The 23,678-nt window shown below is 58.6% G+C and carries 12 protein-coding genes; 11 read left to right on the plus strand and 1 reads right to left on the minus strand.

The features are described 5' to 3' along the window. Positions 1-46 precede the first annotated feature (46 nt). Together lysA and AAGR08_RS02885 are read left to right on the plus strand one after the other, a co-directional pair. Entirely contained in the window at positions 47-1,303 is a 1,257-nt protein-coding gene (lysA, locus tag AAGR08_RS02880; protein ID WP_345828427.1) for a diaminopimelate decarboxylase, read from the plus strand. Beyond that, positions 1,300-1,749 carry a GNAT family N-acetyltransferase gene (locus tag AAGR08_RS02885; RefSeq protein ID WP_345828429.1) on the plus strand — a complete coding sequence of 150 codons (450 nt, stop codon included), beginning with the start codon at positions 1,300-1,302 and terminating at the stop codon, positions 1,747-1,749. The genes lysA and AAGR08_RS02885 overlap by 4 nt, the downstream gene beginning before the upstream one ends. Positions 1,750-2,295: 546 nt before the next feature. Here the strand turns inward: AAGR08_RS02885 and galR are convergent. Next, a complete protein-coding gene (gene galR, locus AAGR08_RS02890) occupies positions 2,296-3,297 on the minus strand; it encodes an HTH-type transcriptional regulator GalR (protein WP_097096173.1) in 1,002 nt (333 codons plus the stop codon). A 196-nt stretch (positions 3,298-3,493) separates the two neighbouring features. On the opposite strand from galR, the gene AAGR08_RS02895 reads away from it, so the two are divergent. The 9 genes from AAGR08_RS02895 (at position 3,494) to AAGR08_RS02935 (ending at position 23,414) form a co-directional block, all read left to right on the plus strand. Beyond that, the gene (locus tag AAGR08_RS02895; protein ID WP_345828431.1) at positions 3,494-5,767 is read left to right on the plus strand and encodes a molybdopterin-dependent oxidoreductase; all 2,274 of its coding nucleotides are present in this window, start codon (positions 3,494-3,496) and stop codon (positions 5,765-5,767) included. Between the two features lie 245 nt (positions 5,768-6,012). Then, positions 6,013-7,746, plus strand: a complete 1,734-nt coding sequence (locus AAGR08_RS02900) for a penicillin-binding transpeptidase domain-containing protein (protein WP_345828432.1) — start codon at positions 6,013-6,015, stop codon at positions 7,744-7,746. A 478-nt stretch (positions 7,747-8,224) separates the two neighbouring features. Beyond that, positions 8,225-9,361: an efflux RND transporter periplasmic adaptor subunit gene (locus AAGR08_RS02905; protein ID WP_345828434.1), complete on the plus strand. Its 1,137-nt coding sequence runs from the start codon at positions 8,225-8,227 to the stop codon at positions 9,359-9,361. 8 nt (positions 9,362-9,369) lie between these two features. Then, positions 9,370-12,501, plus strand: coding sequence for an efflux RND transporter permease subunit (locus tag AAGR08_RS02910; RefSeq protein ID WP_345828437.1), 3,132 nt, complete (start codon positions 9,370-9,372; stop codon positions 12,499-12,501). A gap of 453 nt (positions 12,502-12,954) precedes the next feature. Then, entirely contained in the window at positions 12,955-14,355 is a 1,401-nt protein-coding gene (locus AAGR08_RS02915; RefSeq protein ID WP_345828439.1) for an efflux transporter outer membrane subunit, read from the plus strand. A 142-nt stretch (positions 14,356-14,497) separates the two neighbouring features. After that, complete coding sequence (locus AAGR08_RS02920; RefSeq protein WP_345828440.1) at positions 14,498-15,739, plus strand: MdtA/MuxA family multidrug efflux RND transporter periplasmic adaptor subunit; 1,242 nt, start codon at positions 14,498-14,500, stop codon at positions 15,737-15,739. Further along, a complete protein-coding gene (locus tag AAGR08_RS02925; protein ID WP_345828442.1) occupies positions 15,736-18,909 on the plus strand; it encodes a multidrug efflux RND transporter permease subunit in 3,174 nt (1,057 codons plus the stop codon). The genes AAGR08_RS02920 and AAGR08_RS02925 overlap by 4 nt, the downstream gene beginning before the upstream one ends. Next, positions 18,906-22,010, plus strand: coding sequence for an efflux RND transporter permease subunit (locus AAGR08_RS02930; RefSeq protein ID WP_097096181.1), 3,105 nt, complete (start codon positions 18,906-18,908; stop codon positions 22,008-22,010). The genes AAGR08_RS02925 and AAGR08_RS02930 overlap by 4 nt, the downstream gene beginning before the upstream one ends. Continuing rightward, on the plus strand, positions 22,011-23,414 hold the full coding sequence (locus AAGR08_RS02935; RefSeq protein WP_097096182.1) for an efflux transporter outer membrane subunit: 1,404 nt from the start codon (positions 22,011-22,013) through the stop codon (positions 23,412-23,414). It begins immediately after the preceding gene. The last annotated feature ends 264 nt before the right edge of the window (positions 23,415-23,678 follow it).

The raw sequence follows: 23,678 nt of genomic DNA on the forward strand, positions 1-23,678 counted from the left end.
TCGCTGCGCTGTGGCTAAATACGTTCAATGACACAGGAGAATTGACATGCCCCGTCAACTGAACAACACCGAAACGGCGTTAACCGCCGCCCATTTACTGCCGCTGGCGCAGCGTTATGTCGGTCCATTTTGGGCTTACGATGCGGCGATCATTCAGCAGCGCATTGCCCAGCTGAGCGCGTTCGACGTGGTGCGTTTTGCGCAGAAAGCCTGCTCCAATATTCACATCCTGCGGTTGATGCGTGCGGCGGGCGTTAAAGTGGATTCGGTATCGCTGGGGGAAATCGAGCGCGCCATTGCCGCCGGCTATCAGCCGGGGGGCGAAGATATCGTCTTCACCGCCGACGTGTTCGACCAGCCCACGCTGGCGCGCATCGCCGAGCTGAAGGTGCCGGTCAACGCCGGTTCAGTGGATATGCTGCATCAGCTGGGCGAACTGTCGCCGGGCCACGCGGTGTGGCTGCGCATCAATCCCGGTTTTGGTCACGGTCATAGCCAGAAAACCAACACCGGCGGCGAGAACAGCAAGCACGGCATCTGGCACAGCGATCTACCGCTGGCGCTGGCGGCGATCCAGCAGCACGGTCTGCATCTGGTGGGCCTGCATATGCACATCGGTTCTGGCGTGGATTACGGCCACCTGCAACAGGTGTGTGACGCGATGGTCGATCAGGTGGTGGCGTTTGGTCAGGACCTCGAGGCGATTTCCGCCGGCGGCGGTTTGTCGATTCCTTATCGTTATGGTGAAGAGGCCATTGATACTCAACACTATTACGGCTTGTGGAACGGCGCGCGTGAGCGCATTGCTGCGCATCTTGGTCATCCGGTAAAGCTGGAGATTGAGCCGGGCCGCTTCCTCGTCGCGGAATCAGGCGTGCTGGTTTCACAGGTGCGGGCGGTGAAAGATATGGGCAGTCGCCATTTTGTGTTGGTTGATGCCGGTTTCAGCGATTTGATGCGTCCATCAATGTATGGCAGCTATCACCATATTTCGCTGCTGCCGGCAGATGGCCGTGCATTGGGTGATGACACGATTGAAAGTGTGGTGGCCGGTCCGCTGTGTGAATCGGGTGACGTGTTTACACAGCTGGAAGGCGGCAAAGTGGAAACCCGTGCGCTGCCAGCGGCGCAGGTGGGCGATTATCTGGTGTTTCATGATACCGGCGCGTACGGCGCATCGATGTCGTCGAACTACAACAGCCGCCCGCTGATTCCGGAAGTGCTGTTTGAGAACGGCAAGGCGCGGGAAATTCGTCGTGCGCAGACCATTCAGGAACTGCTGGCGCTGGAACTGCACGGATGAAGATCGTTGCGCTCAGCGCGGTGCCGCATCATGCCACACAGATCACCGATTGGTTGTGGCAGGCGTTTGGCGATGGCACCTCGCGCGAGTTTTACGACAGCATTGTGCGCAGCAGCCTTAACGACGCTGATTTTCCGGTGACCTTTGTGGCGCTCGATGGCGATACGCCGCTGGGTACGGTGGGATTTTGGCGCTGCGATTTGATCAGTCGTCAGGATCTCTATCCGTGGGTGGCCGCGTTATTTGTTGAGGAATCCGCGCGCGGCAAGGGATTGAGCGAAGCGCTACAGCAGCATGTGATTGCGTTCGCGCGTCAGCGTGGGTATGACAAGCTGTGGTTATGGTCGACGTTTGGTGGTTATTACGAACGTTTTGGCTGGCAGTATCAGTGCGAGGCGCTGGAGTTCCCGGACGTGCGGGTGAAGGTGTACGCGCGGGAGTTGTGATGGGTTGGGGCGGTGCGCGCTGTCCCTCACCCCAGCCCTCTCCCGCAAGCGGGCGAGGGAGCCACCCGAGCGATTTAGAAGTTAAGTGCCCGAGCGATTTCAAAGTAGTGTGCAATTCAGCAACACAGCTCAAATCGGTTCCCTCTCCCGCGTGCGGGAGAGGGCTAGGGTGAGGGGGCTGTTCGAGCGATTTAGAAGTTAAGTGCCAGAGCGATTTCAGAGCAACGTGCTTATCTCATCCCGTTCCGCGATCGGTTCCCTCTCCCGCGTGCGGGAGAGGGCTAGGGTGAGGGGCTGTTCGAGCGATTTAGTAGTTAAGTGACCGAGCGATTTCAAAGCAACGTGCTTATCTCACCCCGATCCGCAATCGGTTCCCTCTCCCGCGTGCGGGAGAGGGCTAGGGTGAGGGGCTGTTCGAGCGATTTAGAAGTTAAGTGCCCGAGCGATTTCAAAGCAACGTGCTTATCTCACCACGATCCGCGATCGGTTCCCTCTCCCGCGTGCGGGAGAGGGCTAGGGTGAGGGAAACCCCGCACCCAACCCCAATCAACCCGGTCCACTCACCGAATGCCGTCTCACCAGCGTTGGGCTAAACATGTTGGTGACTTCCGGCATCTCGCTGCCATTGGCTAACGCCAGCGCCAGCTGCGCCGCCTGTTGCGCCATGGTCACTATCGGATAGCGCACCGTGGTCAATCGCGGACGCACATAGCGCGACACCAGCACATCATCGAAGCCAATCAGCGACATCTCTTCCGGCACGCGGATGCCGTTATCGCTCAGCACCGCCAGCGCACCGGCCGCCATCGAATCGTTATAGCAGGCCACCGCCGTGAATTGCTTGCCGCGCCCCATCAACTCCGTCATCGCCTGTTCGCCGCCCACTTCGTCCGGTTCGCCCCACGCCACTAATCGATCGTTACACGGCAACCCGTGCTCTTTCAGCGCATCGTAATAGCCCTGCAGGCGATCTTCGGCATCGGAAATGGTGTGGGTGGAACAGATAAAGGCGATTTGCGTGTGGCCCTGCTGAATCAGATGACGGGTTGCCAGCCACGCGCCGTAGCGGTCATCCAGCGCGATGCAGCGATTCTCAAAGCCTTTTAGCAAGCGATTCAGCAGCACCATGCCCGGCACCTGCTTCATCAGCATCTCTAAATCGTCGTCGGGGATTTTCTTCGCGTGCACCACCAGCGCGGCGCAGCGATGACGCATGAGCTGCTCAATCGCCTGACGCTCTTTTTGCTCATTGTGGTAACCGTTACCAATCAGCAAAAAGTTGCCGGTCTGCCCTGCGACTTCATCCACCGCTTTGACCATCGCGCCAAAAAACGGATCGGACACATCGCCCACCACCAAACCCAGGGTTTCAGTGGATTGTTGCGCGAGGGCGCGCGCATTGGCGTTCGGGTGATACTGCAACTGCTCCATTGCCTGCGTCACGGCGAGGCGAGAGCTCTCGCTGGCTTTGGGCGAATTATTGATGACGCGAGAGACGGTTGCGACCGAAACCCCCGCCATGCGGGCAACATCCTTAATGGTAGCCATGCGATTATCGACATCCGGGAAAACGTTTACACATGCCATCAGTGTTACGGAAAACACCCCCTGTAGCAACCCGCCAGAATGCCAGCGCTGTCGCAAAAGCACGGAAAATCAGGCGCTCACGACCGCACTTTAGCTCATTGTTCGCCTCATGGTATGCTGCCAACCATAATTACACCTGCCTGCCGGACCAAAAACCATGAAAACTCGCGTGCCGCATCTGGCGCACTGGGGCGCCTTTACCGCCGTCACTGAAAACGATCGCCTGATTGGCTGCGAACCATTTTTTGCTGATGCCGATCCGTCGCCGATGCTCAACACCATCCCTGAACTGGTCTATTCGGATAAGCGTATCCGCCAGCCGATGGTGCGCCGTTCCTGGCTTAAGTCACGCGAGAACAGCGATCGTACCTTACGTGGCCGTGAAGATTTTGTGGCGGTGGATTGGGATACCGCGCTGGATTTGGTAGCGGAAGAGAATCGCCGCGTGCGCGATCGCTACGGCGCATCGGGCATTTTCAACGGCTCTTACGGCTGGTCATCGGCGGGACGCGTCAACCACGCGCGCACGCTGATTCGCCGCTTCTATTTTCAGGGCGGCGGCGGGGTGGATCAGCAAGGTAACTACAGCTGGGGCGCAGCGCAGTTCTTCCTGCCGTATGTGATTGGCACCTATATGCCGCTGACTGGCCGCGTGACTGACTGGCCGCAAGTGGTGGAACACGCCGACATCTTTATCGCCTTTGGTGGTCTGGCGCTGAAAAACGCCCAGGTGGCATCCGGCGGTGCCGGGCAGCACAGCCTGAAACCGGCGCTGGAACAGCTCAGCGCCAAAGGCACGCCGATCGTTAACATCAGCCCGATGCGCGATGATTGCCCGGCGTTCGTCAATGCCGAATGGATTCCGATTCGCCCCAACACCGATGTCGCGCTGATGCTGGCGCTCGGATATGAAATAACGCGCCGCAACGGCATTGATGAACGCTTCCTCGCCAGCCACTGCACCGGCTGGCCGCAGCTGCGCGGCTATTTGCTGGGCGAGAGCGATGGCATTGCTAAAACGCCGGCGTGGGCGAGTGCGATCACCGGCATTCCGGCGGCGCGCATTGCCCTGCTGGCGCAGCAGCTCATTGGCAAACGTAGCTTTATTACCTGCTCCTATTCGGTGCAGCGCGCGCATCGCGGCGAGCAGCCGTACTGGATGATGATTGCGCTGTCATCAATGCTCGGCCAGCCAGGTTTGCCGGGGGGCGGCTTCTCGTTTGGTCACGGTTCGATGAATAGCGTCGGCAATCCGCGTCAGGATGGCCCGGCACCGATGATGAGCACCGGGCCGAATCCGGGCAATCTGTCGATTCCGGTGGCGCGCATCAGCGACATGCTGCTCAATCCGGGCCAGCCCTATCATTTTCAGGGGGAAACCCAGCACTATCCGGATATCCATTTGGTGCACTGGGCGGGCGGCAATCCGTTCCATCATCATCAGCAGCTCAATCGTCTGGTGGAAGGCTGGCAGCGCCCGGACACCGTGATTGTGCAGGATATTGTCTGGACGCCGGCGGCCCAGATGGCGGATATCGTGTTGCCCGCTACCACGACGCTGGAGCGCAACGACATTGGCGGCTCATCGCGCGATCGCTTCGTGCTGGCGATGCATCAGGCGATCAAGCCGCAGCATCAGGCGCGTAACGATTTCGATATCTTCGCCGATATTGCCGATCGCCTCGGCTATCGCGATGTTTTCACCGAAGGCCGTAGCGAGATGCAGTGGATTGAACATCTGTATCAGCAGTGCGCCACCGCGCATGCGCGCAGAGATATTCATTTCCCAGAGTTTGGTGAGTTTTGGCAGCGCGGGTATGTCGAGATTCCGGAAGGCGGCAAACCTTACGTATTTATGGATGATTTTCGTGTTGATCCGCAAAGTCACCCGATTCAAACCGCCAGCGGCAAGATCGAACTGTTTAGCCAAACTATCGCGGACTATCAGCTGGAGGATTTCGCCGGCCATCCCGAATGGCGCGAGCCGCAAGAGTGGCTGGGCGCGCCGCTCAGCGCGCAGTTCCCGCTGCATATGATCTCCATTCAACCGTCGGATCGTTTGCACAGCCAGATGGATGCGACCGCCAGCGTACAAGCCAATAAAACCGCCGGACATGAAACCTTGTATATGCATCCGCAGGATGCCGCCGCGCGCGCGATTGCGGATGGCGATGAGATTGAGGTGAGCAACGCGCGGGGCCGCATGCTGGCTGGCGTACGCCTTACCGATGGTTTAACGCCGGGTGTGGTGATCATCGCCACCGGCGCGTGGTTCGATCCCGGATTTGGTCGCGCGTGGCAGCCGTGGGATCGCGCCGGCAACCCCAATGTGTTGACGCTGGATATCGGCACCTCGTCGCTGACGCAGGGGCCAAACGCAATGAGTTGCCTGGTAGAAATCAAAAAACATCGGATTTGCACAAACGGTTAACAATCTCACCGCTGGTTACATTTTGCGGGTAACTGTTGCGTTTAGGCGATGGTTTCTCATCATGCCGCCTTGCTACAGTCAGGGTCCCAGAGGTATTGATGGGTGAACATCAAAAAGTTTTCTTGATTACACCGACCTGCGCAGATGCGCAGGTTTTTTTTTGAAACATAGTTTTCCTGTCAACTCGCTTTACGTTTCTTTATAACTGCTGGCATTAAGCCTGATTTTCGCCTCAGTGGATTACCATGCCTCCTATTAAAAAATTTCTGGGAAAAGACCAGATCAAAGCCCCCTTTAACCCGTTTCGTTTTCGCCTGATTTGCCTCGGCGTTTTCTGCTGTCTGGTGCTATTACTGATCTGTGTCGGCGACCTGCAACTGATTAAACATCCGATGCTGGAACACGAGGCCGATCAGCGCTCGCTGCGCACCGTCACGCTGCCCACCAACCGTGGCACCTTGCTGGATCGCGACGGTCAGGCGCTGGCGCTGAGTGTGCCAGCGCGCGATATCATCGCCGATCCGATGCGCGTGCTGGAGGCCAATCCTGATTTCACCAGCGCCAAATGGGCCTATCTGGCGGCGGCGCTCAATCTGCGTCCGGAAGATCTGCGCGCGCAAATCACCGCTAACCCGAAAAAGCGCTTCCTTTATCTGGGACGCAAGATCGAACTCGGTATCGCTAAAGACATCGCCGAGCTGAAACTGAAAGGCATCAGCTCGGTGTATAACGACAGCCGTTTCTATCCGATGAGTGAAGCGGCCGCGCCGCTGATTGGTATCGTCGGCGCCGACAGCAATGGCCTAAACGGCATCGAAAAAGGCTTCGATCATGTGTTGCAGGGCGATCCGGGCAAAGAGGTTTATCGTCAGGATGGTGAAGGCAATATCATTGCGATGATCGATTACAAGCCGCCGCAGCAGCCGCCAACGGTGCAGCTCAGCATCGACAAATTCGACCAGTTCACGCTTTACAGCAAACTGCGCGACGGCGTGCTGCTCAACAAAGCGGATTCAGGCGCGGCGGTGCTGGTAAAAATCGATACCGGCGAAATTCTGGCGATGGCCTCTTATCCGTCTTTCAACCCGAACAATTATGAGAACGCCACGCCGGCACAGATGCGTAACTCGGCGATCAACGACAGCTACGAACCGGGCTCAACGGTGAAACCGCTGGTGGTGATGGAAGGGCTGGAGCGCCATTTGGTGCGCGCCGATTCGGTGATTGATACCACGCCCTACAGCGTAAATGGCCACCTGATCCGCGACGTTGGCCACTGGCCGCGACTTACCATGACCGGCATTTTGCAAAAATCGAGTGATATCGGCGTGTCGCACATTGCGCTGGCAATGCCCGCCGAAGCGCTGGTCAACACCTATCAGGCGTTTGGATTGGGTAAACCCACCGGACTGGGCCTGACCGGCGAAAGCGTCGGCTACTTCCCGCTGCATCGTGAACGCTGGGCCGACATCGAACGCGCTACCTTCGCTTTTGGCTACGGCCTGCGCGTAACGCCGCTGCAAATTGCCCGTGAATACGCCACGCTCGGTTCGTACGGTATTTATCGCCCGCTGTCGATCACCAAGGTGACGCCGCCGGTGCTGGGCAAGCAGGTGGCCAATCCGCAGGTGGTGCAAACCGTGGTGCACATGCTGGAGAGTGATGTGCTGCCGGGCGGCACCGGCGTGAGAGCCGCGGTGCCGGGATATCGTCTGGCGACCAAAACCGGTACGGCGGAGAAGATGGGCTCCAGCGGTAAGTACGATGGCGGCTACATCAACTATACCGCCGGCATCGCGCCGGCCAGCCATCCGGAAGTGGCGCTGGTGGTGATGATCAACCATCCCACCGCGGGCGATCACTTTGGTGGATCGGTTGCCGCCCCGATCTTCGGCAATATCATGGGCCCGGTGCTGAAGCACATGAATGTGGCACCCGATGCCATCTACAGTAAGCCGCCTTCAGATAAATCTCAGTGAAATCAAAATGTAATTAAGGTGTGGAGAAAATTCACACCTCGTTTCACTTCGCCGAACACCGTTGCTTTTTGCACCTGTCTTTCACCGGCGGTTCGGTGCCAATATGGTCATCCCAGAGGTATTGATGGGTGTGAAACAGCGCTGCTTTGCAGCATCCCTGTTATTACACCGACCCACGCAGATGCGTGGGTTTTTTTTGCCTGCAATTTACCAAAACGCGTAGGGCCGTCATTCATGACGACATTTAACTGACCGCACGGTGCGGCCAATAACCAAGTCGCCATGAATGGCGACCCTACGGTTAAACCCACAAAAGGCTAAAAATCCCAACGATTTATGGCACGAAAGGTTTACCATTTTCCTTTGGAAAATATATTTTACGCAACCTTAACAACCTCGCTTAACCCGCCTCCCTACAATGGCTTTTTAGCGTCATTACCTTCGTGACTATTCCCCTCCTATCTTTTAGAGAACAACTATGCGCCTGAAACTTCTTTCTGCCAGCGTGGTGTTTTTACTGGCAGCCTGTGACCAGGGCGGAGCTAAACCCGCCGCATCCGCCACGCCGCAAGTTGGCGTGGTAAACCTGAAAGCCGAACCCGTTACGCTTGTTACCCAATTGCCTGGCCGTACCACGGCGGTGCGAACGGCGCAGGTACGTCCGCAGGTAAGCGGCGTGATTGAAAAAATCCTGTTTACCGAAGGCGGTGAAGTGAAAGCCGGCCAGCCGCTGTATCAGATTGATCCCGCCACCTATAAAGCGGCCTACGATAAAGCCATGGCAACCTGGCAGAACGATGCCATGGTGGTGAAACGCTATCAGCCGCTGGCCAATGCGCACGCTATCAGCCAGCAGACATACGATGATGCAGTTGCTGCCGCGCGCGAAGCGCAGGCCGATGTTGAAACCGCCAAGGTCAATCTCGATTACACGCTGGTGAAAGCGCCAATTTCCGGCCACATCAGCCGTTCGCTGTACACCGCCGGTGCACTGGTGACCAATGGCCAAACCGATTATCTCGCCACCATTACCCAGCTCGATCCGATCTATGTGGATGTCAGTGAATCGGCAACCGATCTGCTGCGTCTGCGTCGCGCATTAGCCGACGGTAAAATTGCCAAAGTGGCCGATAACACCGCGGCAGTGGGGTTATCGCTGGAGGATAACAGCCAATATGCCGAACAGGGCAAGCTGGCATTTTCGGAGGTAAACGTTGATACCACCACCGGCACCGTGGTGCTGCGCGCGGTATTCCCCAATCCGCATAACGACCTGCTGCCGGGCATGTACGTGCATGCCAGTTTCCCGCAGGGCATTCAGCAGCAGGGGATTTTGCTGCCGCAAGAGGCAATCATGCATGACACCAAAGGCCAGCCGTATGTCTTCGTGGTCAAAAATGACAGCACTATTGAGCAGCGCAGCATCCATACCGGCGAGATGATCAAAGGAGAATGGCTGGTGACGTCGGGCTTGCAGCAAGGGGAAAACGTGGTGGTGAACAACCTGCAAAGCGTGCGCAGCGGAGAGAAAGTCACCACTACGGCGGCCAATACCGATGACACGCCATCCGCCAACGCGGTCAGCCTTTCCATGACCGACGCAGCAGCGCAATAGGGGGCGGCATGTCGAAGTTTTTTATTGAACGTCCCATCTTCGCCTGGGTTATCGCGATTATCGTGATGCTGGTCGGCGCGATTGCCGCCATCAGTCTGCCGGTTAATCAATACCCCAATATCTCACCGCCGGCAGTGTCGATCTCCGTCACGTATCCGGGTGCCAGCGCTGAAACCACGCAAAACACCGTAGTGCAGGTGATTGAGCAGCAGCTCAATGGTCTGGATGGCCTGCGTTATCTGGAGTCGAGCAGCGCCTCAGACGGCAGCGCACAGATCATCGCTACCTTTAATCAGGGCATCAATCCGGATATCGCCCAGGTACAGGTGCAAGACCGCGTGTCGCTCGCCGAGTCGCAGCTGCCAACTGATGTGACGCAGCAAGGGATTCGCATCCGTAAGTACCAGAAAAACTTCATGATGGTCATCGGCTTGATCTCCAAAGACGGCAAGCTGACCAACGGCGATCTGGCCGACATGCTGGTATCGAAGCTAGAAGATCCGATCTCGCGTACGCCGGGCGTCGGCGACTTTATGGTGCTGGGTTCGGAATACGCGATGCGCATCTGGCTCGATCCGGCAAAGCTGTACAAATACAACCTGATGCCAAGCGACGTTACTACCGCCATCGATAACCAGAACGTGCAGGTTTCATCCGGTTCTCTCGGCGGCTTGCCGACCATTCAGGGGGCAAAAACGCAGGCGACGATTCTTGGCAAAACCCGTTTCACTACCGTGCAGCAGTTTGAGAATGTGCTGCTGAAAGTGAACAGCGACGGTTCGCAGGTGCGGCTGAAAGACGTGGCGAGCGTGGCGCTGGGCCCACAGAGCTACGGCATTGATGCGACTATGAACGGCAAGCCCGCCGCCGGTATCGCACTGCGTCTGGCGACCGGTGCCAATGAACTGGATACCGCCAAAGCGGTGCGTCAAACCATCGCCGATTTAAAAGATTCGCTGCCGGACAACGTCGAAATTCAGTATCCGTACGACACCTCGCCGGTGGTGAGCGCCTCAATTGAGGAGGTGGTGAAAACGCTGATCGAAGCGGTGGTGCTGGTGTTCTTTGTGATGCTGATCTTCCTGCAAAACCTGCGTGCGACGCTGATCACCACGCTGGTGGTGCCGGTAGTGCTGCTCGGTACCTTCGGCATTCTGTCGGCGTTTGGCTACAGCATTAACACCCTAACTATGTTCGGCATGGTGCTGGCCATCGGGCTCTTGGTGGATGATGCGATTGTGGTGGTGGAGAACGTTGAGCGCGTAATGCACGAAGAGCAGCTTGACCCGAAAACCGCCACCATTAAATCGATGCAGCAAATTCAAGGCGCGCTGTTTGGTATCGCGCTAGTGCTGTCGGCGGTGCTGCTGCCGATGGCGTTCTTCTCCGGATCGACCGGTGTCATCTATCGTCAGTTCTCCATCACCATCGTGTCGGCGATGGCGCTGTCGGTGATCATGGCGCTGATCTTCACCCCGGCGCTGTGCGCCACCTTGCTGAAACCGGCGGCAGCAGAGCACAAAACCACCGGCTTCGCCGGCTGGTTCAACCGCAAGTTCGATAGCGGCGCGATGCACTACACCCATGGCGTCAGCAAAGTGATTTCCCGTCGCGGCCTGTTCCTGGTGATCTATCTGGTCATCGTCGGCGTGACGGGCTTTCTCTTCACCCGCGTGCCGACCACCTTCCTGCCGGGAGAAGATCAGGGCCTGATGATGGTGCAGATGACGCTGCCAGTGAATGCGTCTTCACAGCGTACTCAGCAGGTGATTAACGATCTCAATGATTATCTGGAGAAGAACGAAGCCTCGGTGGTGACCACCACCTTTGGCGTGGCGGGCTTTAACTTTGCCGGTCGCGGTCAAAGCAACGCCATGGCCTTCGTACGCCTGAAAGATTGGGGCGATCGTACCCACCGCGGGCAAAGCGTGCAGGATTTAGCGAACCGCGTGATGGCGCACTTTGCCAACTACCAGAACGCTAAAATCTTTGCCATGGTGCCGCCTGCGGTGATGGAGCTGGGGAATGCCACCGGTTTTGACCTTTATCTGCAGGATACCGGCGCGCACACCCATCAGCAGATGATGGATGCCGCACATCAGCTGATTACGCTGGCGAACAACGATCCGCATCTGGCGCAGGTGCGCCTCAACGGCCTGGAAGATGAGCCGCAGTATCAGCTGGAGATCAATGATGAGAGGGCGAGCGCGCTCGGCCTGAGCATGACCGATATCAACAACACCTTGTCGGTGGCGTGGGGATCCAGCTACATCGATCAGTTCATGTATAACGGCCGCGTCAAAGAGGTGTATCTGATGGGCAAAGCGGATTCCCGCGTCACGCCGTCAGATCTCGACAAATGGTACTTCCGCAACAGCAGCGGCACCATGGTGCCATTCTCCGCCTTTGCTTCCGGTAAATGGGTGTACGGTTCGCCGCACTTTGAACGCTTTAACGGCTTAACCGCCGAGGAGATCCTCGGATCGCCAGCGGCGGGCCAAAGCACCGGCGAAGCAATGAAGGCGGTGGAACAGCTGGCGAAGCAGCTGCCGCACGGTTTTCGCGTGCAGTGGTACGGCATCTCGTATGAGGAGCAGGCGTCTGGCAACCAAACCACCCAGCTCTATCTGATCTCGATTGTGGTGGTGTTCCTGTGCCTGGCAGCGCTGTACGAGAGCTGGTCGATTCCGTTCTCGGTGATCATGGTGGTGCCGCTCGGCATCCTCGGCACCATCAGCGCGGTGCTGCTGCGCGGCCTGCAAAACGATGTGTTTTTCCAGGTGGGCTTGCTGACCACGGTGGGGTTGGCGGCGAAAAACGCCATTCTGATCGTCGAGTTTGCCAAAGAGCTGCATGAGCGCGAGGGCAAAACGCTGGTGGACGCGGCGGTGGAAGCGGCGCGGCTGCGTATTCGACCCATCATCATGACGTCCATGGCGTTTATCCTTGGCGTGCTGCCGCTCACCATTTCTAACGGCGCAGGCGCGGGCAGCCAGCACTCGATTGGTACCGCGGTGGCGGGCGGCATGATTACCGCCACCTTCCTCGCCATCTTCTTTGTGCCGATGTTTTACGTGGTGGTTTCGCAGCTGTTTGCGCGCAAGAAAAAAACATCCACAGAGGTCGTGCACGAGCGTTAAGCGGTCGCCATGAATGGCGACCCTACGTGTGAGGTGTGTTACGTAGGCTGCGCATTAATGCGCACCTGGCAAACTGCACGGCGCAAAGAGTCGCGGCATAAATCAAGCGCGCAAGAACTTGTAGCGGCGCAATTTATTGCGCATGGCCGGGATGGGCAAGATGCGGGCATCAAGGCGCGCGATGAATCGCGCCGCTACGGAAGTGTGCTCGTATTAGTAGGGGGCGCATTAATGCGCACCTGGCAAACTGCACGACGCAAAGAGTCGCGGCATAAATCAAGCGCGCAAGAACTTGTAGCGGCGCAATTTATTGCGCAATGCCGGGATGGGCAAGATGCAGGCATCAAGGCGCGCGATGAATCGCGCCGCTACGGAAGCGTGCTCGTATTAGTAGGGTGCGCATTAATGCGCACCTGGCAAACTGCACGGCATAACCTATTGAGAATATTGACAATGAACAGTAAAAATTTCCGTCTGGCGCTATTGCCGCTGGCACTGGTGCTGGCCGGTTGCTCGCTGGCGCCGCACTATCAGCGTCCGGCAATGCCGGTAGACGCTAAATACGATCAGCCAACGCCGGTCGGCAACGTTGCCGATCTGCCGTGGCAGAACTTTTTCACCGACGCCACGCTGCGCAACCTGATTCAGCTGTCGCTCGACAACAACCGCGACCTGCGCGTGGCGGCATTGAATGTTGAAGAGGCGCAGCAGGGCGTCACGGTGCAGCGCGCGGCGATGATGCCGTCGATCAACGCCACTGCCAGTCAGACCTCAGCGCATGAGCCGGCCAATCTCTATAACACCAAAAGCACCGGCGCGGTGACCTATCACGAACTCAACAGCGGCTTGAGCGTCACCTCATGGGAGCTGGATTTCTTTGGCCGCCTGCAGAGCCTGAGCGATCAGGCGCAGGAAACCTATTTGTCGAGCGCGGCTACCGAGCGCGCCACGCGCATTTCGCTGATCTCGGAAGTGGCGACGGCATGGCTGACGTTGAGTTCAGATAACGATCTGCTGCATCTGGCGCAAAGCACGGCCAACAGCCAGCAGGAATCGTATCGCATCACCAAACTCAGCTATGACGGCGGCGCCAGCAGCGCGATGGATCTGGCGCAGGCCGAAAGTACGGTACGTGCGGCGCAGGCGGATGTGGCGAGCTATACCCGTCAGGTGCGGCAGGACGTTGATGCGCTGCGCCTGCTGGTTGGCACCGATCTGCCCGCCACGCTGCTGTCGCACGCCACGCTTGATGCCCACTGGCAGTTCCCGGCCACACCCGCTGGTTTACCGTCGGATCTGCTGACGCGTCGTCCGGATATCATGGCTGCCGAGCACTCACTGAAAGCGGCCAACGCCAATATCGGTGCGGCGCGTGCCGCCTTCTTCCCCAGCATCACGCTGACGGCATCCGGCGGCTCGACCAGCAGTTCACTCGGCAGTTTACTGGGCGGCGGCACCGGCGCGTGGTCGTTTATGCCATCGATTAACCTGCCGATTTTTGACGGTGGTAAAAACGAGGCTAATCTCAATATCGCGCATATCGAGAAACGTATTGAAATTGCTGACTATGAGAAGACGATCCAGACTGCGTTTAAAGAGGTGAATGATGCGCTGGCCGGCCAGGATACCTGGCAGGATCAGCTGACGGCGCTGCAGCAGGAAGTGGGCGCCAACCAACGCGACTACGACTATTCAGAATTGCGCTTTAAGCAGGGCGTCGACAATTATCTCAATGTGTTAGTGGCCCAGCGATCGCTTTACAGTTCGCAGCAGTCATTGATTAGCGCGCATCTGGGCCAGCTCAGCCAGAAAATTACCCTGTACAAGGCGCTGGGCGGCGGCTGGCAATCCTGACAATCTTAACGAAACCCTTACGGTTCGCGTATGGAATTCGCGCGGGCATTCAGCCGATAATGCGGCAAGTGATGATTTCCCATTGAAATAATCCCCTGTTTTGCAGGGGATTTTCCATTTCCTTGTTAACCTGAAGACTCTGATGACTAACAACGCTTCCCGCTCCTCCTCTTTCCGCTGGCTGAAATGGCTGCTTCTTTTGCTTGTGCTATTGATCGTAGCTGGCGTGCTCTGGCGCGTGGTGGGCGGACACGGCGGCATGCCGCCAGGCGCGGAGAAGGGCGCACGCGGCGGACATCGCGGTGGCGCGGGCGTTAGGCCTGGTATGGCGATGACGGGCGGTGCGACGCTGGTGCACAGCGGCGTAGCCAGCACGGCGGATGTGCCGCAGTATCTCAACGCGCTTGGCACGGTGATCCCTAACGCCAGCGTCACGGTCACCAGCCGCGTGGCCGGTCAGCTGGAAAAAGTGTTCTTTACCGAAGGGCAGAAAGTCAGCGCCGGTCAGCTGCTGGCACAGATCGATCCGCGCAGCTATCAGGCGACGCTGGCGCAATATCAGGGCGATCTCAATCAAAATCAGGCGTTGCTAAAAAGCGCCCAGTTAACCTTAACGCGCTATCAGAAACTGGCGGCGCAGGATTCGCTGTCGCGTCAGGATCTCGACACGCAAACCGCCACCGTCGGGCAATACAAAGGCGCGGTGGCCGCCGATGAAGCGCAGATCGCCAGCGCGAAGCTAGATATCGACTACGCGCGCATCACTTCGCCGATTAGCGGACGCGTCGGTTTACGCCTGGTCGATCCCGGCAACATGGTGCAAACCACCGACACCACCGGCATTGTGGTGGTGACGCAGATGCAACCCGCCGCCGTGACGTTTAGCGTGCCGCAGAGCAACATCCCGCAGTTGACCAAAGCGCTGCACGGTGGACAAAGCCTGCCCGCCACCGCCTTCGATCAGGACAACACCACACCGCTGGCGCAGGGCGAGGTGCAGTTCATCAGCAACCAGATCGATACCGCGACCGGCACCATTGCGCTGAAAGCCACCTTCCCGAATGAAGATGAAACGCTGTTTGCCAATCAGTTTGTTAATCTGCGGTTGCAAATCAACATCCTGAAAAATGCCACGGTGATCCCGGCGCAGGCGCTGCAACTGAGCAGTGACGGCAGCTTCGTGTTTGTCATCAATAAAGACAACACCGTGACGCGCAAAGCCGTCACCACCGGGCCGAGCTTTGGTGACGATCGGCAGGCGATCCTGAAAGGGGTGGAACCGGGCGATCGTCTGGTGACCGAAGGCATTGATCGTCTAACCAACGGCAGCAAAGTGCAGCTGGCCGATGAGAGCAAAACCAGCGCGGGCGCGGCGAGCCAATGAATCCGTCTCGCCTGTTTATCCAGCGTCCGGTCGCCACCATTCTGCTGATGGTCGGCGTGCTGATCGCCGGCATCTTCTCCTATCGCTTTCTCTCGACTTCGGCGCTGCCGCAGGTGGATTACCCGACCATTCAGGTCACCACGCTCTATCCCGGCGCTAGCCCGGATGTCATGGCGTCATCCGTCACCTCGCCGCTGGAGCGCCAGCTGGGGCAGATGGCGGGATTAAGCCAGATGACCTCGACCAGCTCGAGCGGATCGTCAATCATCACGCTGAAATTCAGCCTCGATCTGTCGCTGGATGTCGCCGAGCAGGAAGTGCAGGCGGCGATCAACGCCGCCAATAATCTGCTGCCGAGCGATCTGCCGAATCCGCCGACGTATAAAAAGGTTAACCCGGCCGATACGGCAGTGATCACGCTGGCGGTGAGTTCCGACACGCTGCCGCTGACGCAGGTACAGGATCTGGTCAATACCCGCGTGGCGCTCAAGCTGTCGCAGATTAACGGCGTCGGCATGGTGACGCTGGCAGGCGGCCATCAGCCAGCGATCCGCGTGCAGATGGATCCGAAAGCGCTCGCGGCGCACAAGCTGTCGCTGGAAGACGTCAATACGCTCATCAGCAACAGCAACGTTAACGGCTCGAAAGGTGGCTTTGACGGTAAATATCACTCGGTGACCATCGACGCTAACGACCAGCTGCGCACCGCCGATGAGTACGGCAATCTGATTATCACTTATCAGAACGGTGCGGCGCTGCGGCTGAAAGATATCGCGCATATCGAACAGGGCCCTGAGAACAGCTTCCAGTCGGCGTGGGCGAATAACAGCCCGGCGATTGTAGTTAGCGTGCAGCGTCAGCCTGGCGCTAACGTGATTCAGGTGGTGGACAGCATCAAAGCGCAGCTGCCGAAGCTGCAGGCGGCGCTGCCGGACGGCGTGAAGATGAGCATTCTGTCGGATCGTACGCAAACCATTCGCGCCTCCATCAGCGACGTGCAGTTTGAGCTGATGCTGTCGGTAGCGCTGGTGGTGATGGTGACGTTCCTGTTCCTGCGTAACGTGGCGGCGACCTTGATTCCGAGCGTGGCGGTGCCGCTGTCGCTGATTGGCACCTTCGGCGTGATGTATCTGGCCGACTTCAGCCTGAATAACCTGTCGTTGATGGCGCTGACCATCGCCACCGGCTTCGTTATCGACGATGCCATCGTGGTGGTGGAGAACATTTCGCGGCGGCTGGAAGAGGGCGAAACGCCGATGCAGGCGGCGCTGAAAGGCTCGCAGCAGATTGGCTTCACCATCATCTCGCTGACCTTCTCGCTGATTGCGGTGCTGATTCCGCTGCTGTTTATGGGCGATGTGGTCGGGCGGCTGTTCCGCGAATTCGCCATCACGCTGGCGGTATCCATTCTGGTGTCGATGGTGGTGTCGCTGACGCTCACGCCGATGCTGTGCGCCTATTTGCTGCAGCATATTCCGCCGGAGAAACAGTCACGCTTTTCACGCAAAGGCGGCGAGGTGTTCGACAAGCTGGTGCGCGGCTATGACCGGTTGCTGACGGTGGTGTTGAATCATCAGAAGCTGACGCTGCTGGTGGCGCTGGCGACCTTTGCGCTCACCGCGCTGCTGTATATCGCCATCCCGAAAGGCTTCTTCCCGACCCAGGATACCGGCCTGATTCAGGGTGTTACCGTGGCGTCGCAGGATGTGTCGTTTAGCGAGATGTCGAAACGTCAGCAGGCGCTGGCGCAAGTGATTTTGCACAACCCGTCGGTGGAGAGTTTGTCATCGACCATTGGCATCGACGGCAGCAACACCAGCCTGAACAGCGGGCGCATCCAGATCAACCTCAAATCGTTTGGCGATCGTGATGACAAAGCCGATGTGGTGATCACGCAGCTGCAGCAGGCGGCGGCGCAGGTGGCGGGCATTCAGCTCTATCTGCAACCGGCGCAGGATCTGACGGTTAACGATCAGGTCTCGCCGAGCCAGTACCAGTTCACGCTCGATGATGCCGACAGTGAAAATCTGGTGAGCTGGACGCCGAAGATGGTCGCCGCGTTGCAGCAGCGTCCGGAGTTCAACGGCGTGGTGAGCAACCTGCAGGATCAGGGCCGCGTGGCCTACGTGGAATTGAACCGTGATAAGGCGGCGCGCTACGGCATCACCGCCGCTGATGTCGACACCGCGCTGTATAACAGCTTCGGCCAGCGGCTGGTCTCCACCATCTTTACCCAGGCTAATCAGTATCGCGTGGTGCTGGAAGTGGCGCCGCAGTACCAGCAATCGCCAGCCTCGTTTGATGATGTCTATCTGCCGGTGACCAGCAGCAGCACTTCATCCAGTGACGACAGCAGCACGTCGTCGTCATCGTCGGATGACGCCAGTACAACGACCGGCATGGTGAAACTGACGTCCATCGCCACCATTCATCAGCGCACCGGCTCGCTGATGCACATGCGCCTCAACCAGTTCCCGGCGGTGATGGTGTCGTTCAACCTCAACAGCGGTTACTCGCTGGAGGATGGACAGAAGGCGATTGCCGAAGTGACGCAGCAGCTCAATCTACCGTCGAGCATCACCCTGCGCTATCAGGGCGAAACCTCGGCGTTCCAGAGCGCCACCGGCAACACGCTGTGGCTGATTCTGGCGGCGCTGATCACCATGTACGTGGTGCTCGGCATTTTGTATGAGAGCTTTATCCATCCGGTAACCATCCTCTCGACGCTGCCGTCGGCGGCGGTTGGCGCGTTGCTGACGCTGCTGCTGGCCGGCAGCGAGTTCAGCCTGATTGCGCTGATTGGTGTGATCCTGCTGATCGGCATCGTCAAAAAGAACGCGATTATGATGATCGACTTCGCGCTGGAAGCGGAGAACAAACAGCACATGAGCGCGCGCGAGGCAATTCATCAAGCCTGTTTGCTGCGCTTCCGCCCGATTTTGATGACCACCATGGCGGCGCTGCTCGGCGCGCTACCGCTGATGCTGGCGTCCGGTTCCGGTGCCGAACTGCGCCAGCCGCTCGGGTTGGTGATTGTTGGCGGCCTGATTGTCAGCCAGGTGCTAACGCTGTTCTCCACGCCAGTGATTTACCTGTGGTTTGATGGCATCGCCCAGCGCGGCAAGCGCTATATGCAGCGCAAGCAGCAACAGGCGCGGGGCGATCGATGAACTTAACCCGGCTGTTTATCTTCCGTCCGGTCGCCACGCTGCTGCTGACGCTGGCGATCCTGCTGCTTGGTGCGCTGGGCTATCGGCTGCTGCCGGTGGCACCGCTGCCGCAGGTGGATTTCCCCACCATCATGGTCAGCGCCAGCTTAGCGGGTGCCAGCCCGGAAACCATGGCGGCCACCGTGGCGACGCCGCTGGAGCGTTCGCTCGGGCAGATCGCGGGTGTCACCGAGATGACCTCGACCAGTTCGCAGGGATCGACCAGCGTGATTTTGCAGTTTGATCTCGATCGCGACATCAACGGCGCGGCGCGTGACGTGCAGGCGGCGATCAACGCCGCGCGCAGCCTGCTGCCAAGCGCGATGGAGTCATTGCCGACCTACCGCAAAGCTAACCCATCGGATGCGCCGATTGTGATGCTGGCGCTAACGTCCGCCACGCGCACGCCGGGCGAACTCTACGACCTTGCTGAAAGCAAAATCGAGCAGGCGCTGGGGCAGGTGCAAGGCGTGGGCGAAGTGTCATTGATGGGCAGCGCCTTGCCGGCGGTGCGTATCGATCTGCAGCCGCTGAAGCTGACGCAGTACGGCATTTCGCTCGATACGGTGCGCAGCGCCATCGCCAATGGCACCACCAATAAGCCGAAGGGCATTTTGCAGGGCAGCAGCCAATCCTGGGTGGTGGACAGCAACGGCCAGCTGGATAAAGCCGCGCAGTACCAGGATCTGATCGTCAGCTATCAGGACGGCAAAGCGGTGCGCCTGCACGATGTCGCCACGGTGTACGATTCGGTGGAAGATCAATATCAGGCCGGTTTTCTGGATTCGAAGCCGTCGGTGATGGTGGGCATTAAGCGCCAGGCCGGCGCCAATATGCTCGACACCATCGATGCCATCAAAGCGCAACTGCCGGCGTTGGAGAAAGATTTGCCCGCCGATACCCAGCTGAAAGTGGTGGTGGATCGTTCGCCAACGGTGCGCGCCTCGCTGTACGACACCGAAGAGACGCTGCTGGTGGCGATGCTGCTGGTGATCGCCGTGGTGTTTGTCTTCCTGCGCAACGTACAGGCGGTGGTGATCCCGGCGCTGGCGCTGCCGGTGTCGCTGGTTGGCACCTGCGCGGTGATGTATCTGCTCGGTTACAGCCTCGATAACCTGTCGCTGATGGCGTTGATTATCGCCACCGGCTTTGTGGTGGATGATGCGATTGTGGTGCTGGAAAATATCACCCGCCATATCGAAGAGGGATTGAGTCCGCTGCGTGCGGCGCTGCGTGGCGCGCAGGAAGTGAGTTTTACCGTGCTATCGATGACCATGTCGTTGATTGCGGTGTTTATCCCCATTCTGCTGATGGGCAGCATTGTCGGCCGCCTGTTCCGCGAGTTTGCCGTGACGCTGACGGTGTCGCTGCTGATCTCGATGTTTGTGTCGCTGAGCCTAACGCCGATGCTGTGCGCGCGCTTACTCAAGCCGAAAGCGAAAGTCACTCAGCGGCCGCATCCGCTGTATCAGTTTATCGAAAACCAGCTTAATGGTTTGTTGGCGGCCTACTCGCGCGGCTTAAGCTGGGTGATGGCGCACCAAAAGCTGACGATGTTTAGCCTGGTGCTGACCGTGCTGCTCAATCTGTTCCTGTTTTCGGTGGTTCAAAAAGGCTTCTTCCCCAATCAGGATACCGGCCTGCTGATGGGCGCGCTGCGTGCCGATCAGAACATCTCCTTCCAGGCGATGAAGCCGAAAATGCTGCAGTTCACCCACATCATCCAGTCCGATCCGGCGGTGGAGAGCGTGATGTCGTCGATGGGCAGCGGCATGTTCGGTTCGCGCAACAGCGCCAACTTCTTTGTGCGGCTGAAGGATTTTGATCAGCGTGATGCCACCGCCACCGAAGTGGCGAATCGCCTGAGCATGAAAACCAGCCACATCGCCGGGGCGCAGATGTTCCTGATGGCGGCGCAGGATTTGCATATCGGCGGGCGCAGCGCCAACGCCACCTATCAGTACAGCCTGCAGGCCGACGACCTCGATCTGCTGCGCACCTGGACGCCAAAAGTGCAGGCGGCGCTGGCGGCGATCCCGCAGCTCAACAGCGTGGATTCCGATGCGCAAACCGGCGGTCAGGAGGTGGTGATCAACATCGATCGCGATCGCGCCATGCGGCTGGGCGTTAACGTGCAGATGCTCGACACCATGCTGAATAACGCCTTCAGCCAGCGCCAGGTCGCCACGCTGTACCACACGCTCAATCAGTATCATGTGGTGATGTCGCTGCAGGACAGCTACACGCGCGATCCGGCGATTCTCCAGCAGCTGTATGTGATCAACGACAGCGGCGATCGCGTGCCGCTGGCGGCGTTCGCCAGCTTCAAAGGCGGCAACGCGCCGCTGTCGGTGGCGCATCAGGGGCAATCGGCCACCAGCACCGTGGCGTTCAACCTGAATGATGGCGTATCGCTGGAGCAGGCGCAGGGATTGATCAAGCAGGCGATGGCGCAGCTCGGCTTGCCGTCCACCATTCAGGCCGGTTTTGCCGGCACCGCCGCGGCGTTTTCACAGCTCACTGCCACCATGCCATGGCTGATTATCGCGGCGCTGGCGGCGGTGTATATCGTGCTCGGCGTGCTGTATGAGAGCTATATCCATCCAATCACTATTCTCTCAACGCTGCCGTCGGCGGGCGTTGGAGCGCTGTTACTGCTGCTGCTCACCAATACGCAGCTGACGGTGATCGCGCTGATCGGCATCATCCTGCTGATCGGTATCGTGAAAAAGAACGCCATTATGATGATTGATTTTGCCATTCACGCCGAGCGTACGCAGGGCATGTCGCCGCAGCAGGCGATCACCCAAGCCTGTTTGATGCGCTTCCGCCCGATCATGATGACCACGCTGGCCGCCTTCTTCGGCGCGCTGCCGCTGGCGCTGGGCAGCGGTGGCGATGCCGACTTGCGCAGCCCGCTCGGGCTGGCGATTGCCGGTGGTCTGGCGCTCAGCCAGCTGCTGACGCTGTTTACTACGCCGGTGGTTTATCTCTGGCTCGATCGTTTAAGCCGTGCCACGCAGCGTCAATGGCTGCGGTTGCGTCATGTGGAATCCCGATAGATGAAAATGTCCCTGAAAATTACCCCCGTACTGTTGGTGTTATTGCTGGCCGGTTGCGCGGTTGGTCCGGATTATCAGCGCCCGACCATGGCGATGCCGACCCATTTTAAAGAAGCCAAAGGCTGGCAGCAGGCCACGCCGCAGGATGCCGTGAGTAAAGGCGAGTGGTGGCAGGTGTATCACGATGCCACGCTGGATAGCCTGCTGAAGCAGGTCAGCATTTCCAATCAGAATGTCGCCAACTATGCCGCGCAGTATCGTGAAGCGCAGGCGCTAACGTCGCAGTCACGCGCCGCACTGTTGCCGTCCGTTGGCTACGACGCCAGCAGCACGCGCAGCGGTAGCCGTGCCAGTACCAGCGGACAGCGCAGCGTCAGCAACAGCCATGCCGCCGATCTCAGCGCCAGCTGGGAGCTGGATTTGTGGGGTAAACTGCGCCGCACGCTGGAGGAGAACAACGCCAGCGCCGAAGCCAGCAAAGCTGAACTGGCGAATATCACCCTGAGCGCGCAGTCCGAACTGGCGCAGGACTATTTCCAGCTGCGCATCATCGACGAGAAAATTGCGCTGTATCAGCGCAGCATCGAGGCGTATCAGCGCTATCTGACGGTGATTGAAAACAAATATGCCGCTGGCAGCGAATCACGCGCCACCTTAGCGCAGGCGCAGATGCAGCTGGAGAGCGCGCGCGCTTCGGCGCAGGATTATCAATGGCAGCGCGCCCAGATGGAGCATGCGATTGCGCTGCTGCTGGGCCGCGCGCCGGCCGATTTTTCCCTGCCGGTGGCGAAGCTGGATGCCGCGTTACCTGCGATCCCAAATAGCGTGCCCTCGCAGCTGTTGCAGCGCCGTCCCGATATCGCCTATGCCGAGCGTAACGTGGCGGCGGCCAATGCGGCGGTGGGCGTGGCGATTGCCGGTTACTATCCCGACCTGACGTTGAGCGCCAGCGGCGGCGTGAGTTCATCGGCGATTAATAGCTTGTTCTCACTGCCCAATCGCGTCTGGTCATTGGGGCCGGAGCTGAGCGGTACGCTGTTAGACTTCGGTGCCACCTCGTCGAAGGTGGAGCAGGCGCGTGCGGCTTATGATGCCAGCGTCGCCAGCTATCGCCAGTCGGTGCTGGAAGGGATGCAGGAAGTGGAGGATTATCTGGTGCAGCTGAATACCCTGCAAGGCGAAATCGCCTCGCAGCAGCGCGCCACCGACGCGGCGCAGGAATCGGCGCGCGTGACGCGCAATCAGTATGAGGCGGGCATGATCGATTATCTCGACGTCGCCACTACCGAAAACAGCAGCCTGAGCGCGCAGCAGAGTTTGCTGTCATTGCAGAGCACGCAGTGGGTCAGCAGCGTGGCGCTGATCGCCGCACTGGGCGGCGGCTGGCAGGCGGATCCGCAGTAACCCAGGTCGCCATAAATGGTGTAATGCCGATCGGTTAAGCGCCGTATCAAATCACCGCACCTTCCGTAGCGGCGCGATTTATCGCGCAATGAATTGCGCCGCTACAATGTGTGCGCTCAGTAATAGGGGTTTTCATTTCTTAACTGACAAGCATTACGCCAAAGATGGCGACTCTATTTAGAAAGTGCGGACTGTGTCCAGAAAATTATCCTTACAGTTTAAATGGTCTCATGATATTTTTTGCATCAGGACGATTTTTAACCA

The sequence above is a fragment of the Pantoea sp. BRR-3P genome (assembly GCF_039621635.1).
Classification (GTDB): Bacteria; Pseudomonadota; Gammaproteobacteria; order Enterobacterales; family Enterobacteriaceae; genus Pantoea; species Pantoea floridensis.